Origin of the sequence: Aquimarina agarilytica ZC1 (assembly GCF_000255455.1) — a bacterium.
GTDB classification, from domain to species: Bacteria; Bacteroidota; Bacteroidia; order Flavobacteriales; family Flavobacteriaceae; genus Aquimarina; species Aquimarina agarilytica.
This window is the reverse complement of sequence record NZ_JH621326.1, coordinates 1-1,655: the sequence shown is the minus strand read 5'-3', so window position 1 is coordinate 1,655 and position 1,655 is coordinate 1. Positions and strand designations below refer to the sequence as shown.

At 35.5% G+C, this 1,655-nt stretch carries 1 pseudogene; it reads left to right on the top strand.

Annotation, left to right across the window (positions count from 1 at the left end):
* A pseudogene (locus KQA_RS0218135) lies at positions 1-1,571 on the top strand (hypothetical protein); the annotation flags it as partial.
* Positions 1,572-1,655: the final 84 nt, after the last annotated feature.

Sequence of the window (1,655 nt, the reverse complement as noted above, 5' to 3'; positions counted from 1 at the left end):
CAGACTTAAACGTTAAAATAATGGACCAAAAAGAAGCTGTTGAAGAAGGAGCTCCAACAGAGGAAGAGGAAGAAGAAGGAAAAGAGGATTGTTCGGATTTAGGCTTATTTACTGATACTCTTAGGAATAGTGAAGGAGCATTAAAAATGGTTTTAGAGATATTGAATGATAAAGGACAAGAAGTAGCATTGGTTAAAGATAACAGTCTGTACACTTGGACAGTAAATGGTAAGGAGTTAACACCAGCAGAATTACTTGAATTTGACGAAGGTGATACAGATCATAGTTCAATTGTGGTTGATGTAGACTATTTTAACAAAGGAGTAAATACGGTTGAAGTTAAAATAGCACCATCAAGTCTATGTCCAGAAGGGGTGACAATAATAGCAGATGATATTTTAAATGGATCAGAAGAAGAAACACCAACAGAACCAAAAGAATTGAGTTGTGATGATTTGAAATTGCGTGTTAATAAATTATCAGGTCCAACAACTTTTATTGAAGTTTTACCAAGAGCTGAAACAGAAATTTCAACAAAAGCGGCTACAATTGTTTGGAAGATAGATGGAAAAACAATTACTACTGAAGAATTTACTAAGAGATCGGGACGTGCGGCAACACTAGGTGATTTTAGTGCGCTATCATACAGACTTGGGTCAGGTAATCATATAGTTGAAGTGACGGTAACTTCTCCAAATATCTGTCCTGAAGGCATTACATTAAGAGAAGAAATTGATAATGAAGAGCCAGTAACACCAACAGAACCAGTAGTAACACCAGTTACTCCGGTAACACCAACAGAGGGAGAAACTCCAGTAGCAGAACCAACAGTTCCGGTAGCTCCTGTTACTCCTGTAACACCAACAGAAGGCGAAGGACCGTCGACTCCAGTTGAACCAAAAAAATTGAATTGTAATGATATTTCAATTGTAAGAGAAGATCTTATAGAGGCGAAAAATAGAAATGGAATAGTGGAGCAGCGAGCGATTAATAGAGTTACTTTTATTAAAGATGCTACATATACATGGTTTTTAGATGGTAAAGATGTGACTAGTGAACTTTCAAGTGAATTTGGAGCAAAATTTAATTCTACTGTACCTTACTTAGTAAACATAGGTTTGGAACCAGGGACACATGAGATTGAAATTTTAGTGACCTCGCCAAGTGTTTGTCCAAGTGGAGTAAGGTTAAAAAGTGTTTTTGATGTTCCAGATTCACCAGTTACTCCTGTAGTTAAACCAACAAAACCCGGAGAAAAATTAAGCTGTAATGATTTAACATTAATTGCAGATACAAGATTAAAGGGAGCTTTTATTGAAATTCCTCAAAGGAAAGATGATAATGGTAAAAGTTTAAGAAATGCAGCACAAACTAATTATGTGTACACTGTAGATGGTAAAACATTAACAGATGCAGAATTAGATGCAATTGATGATGATATTTCAGATGATCATAGTTCAGTTCGTTTCAGAAATCTTGCTCCAGGACCACATACTATAGAGGTGCAAGTAACTGCAGATAATATTTGTCCTGCAGGAAAAAAATTATCAGTAAACTTTACTGTTAAATAAGGCATAAGTCTTAATAACTGTATTAGTTGTAAAGCGCGTGTATATTGGGAATACACGCGCTTTTTTAATTTAGAACGCTAAAAT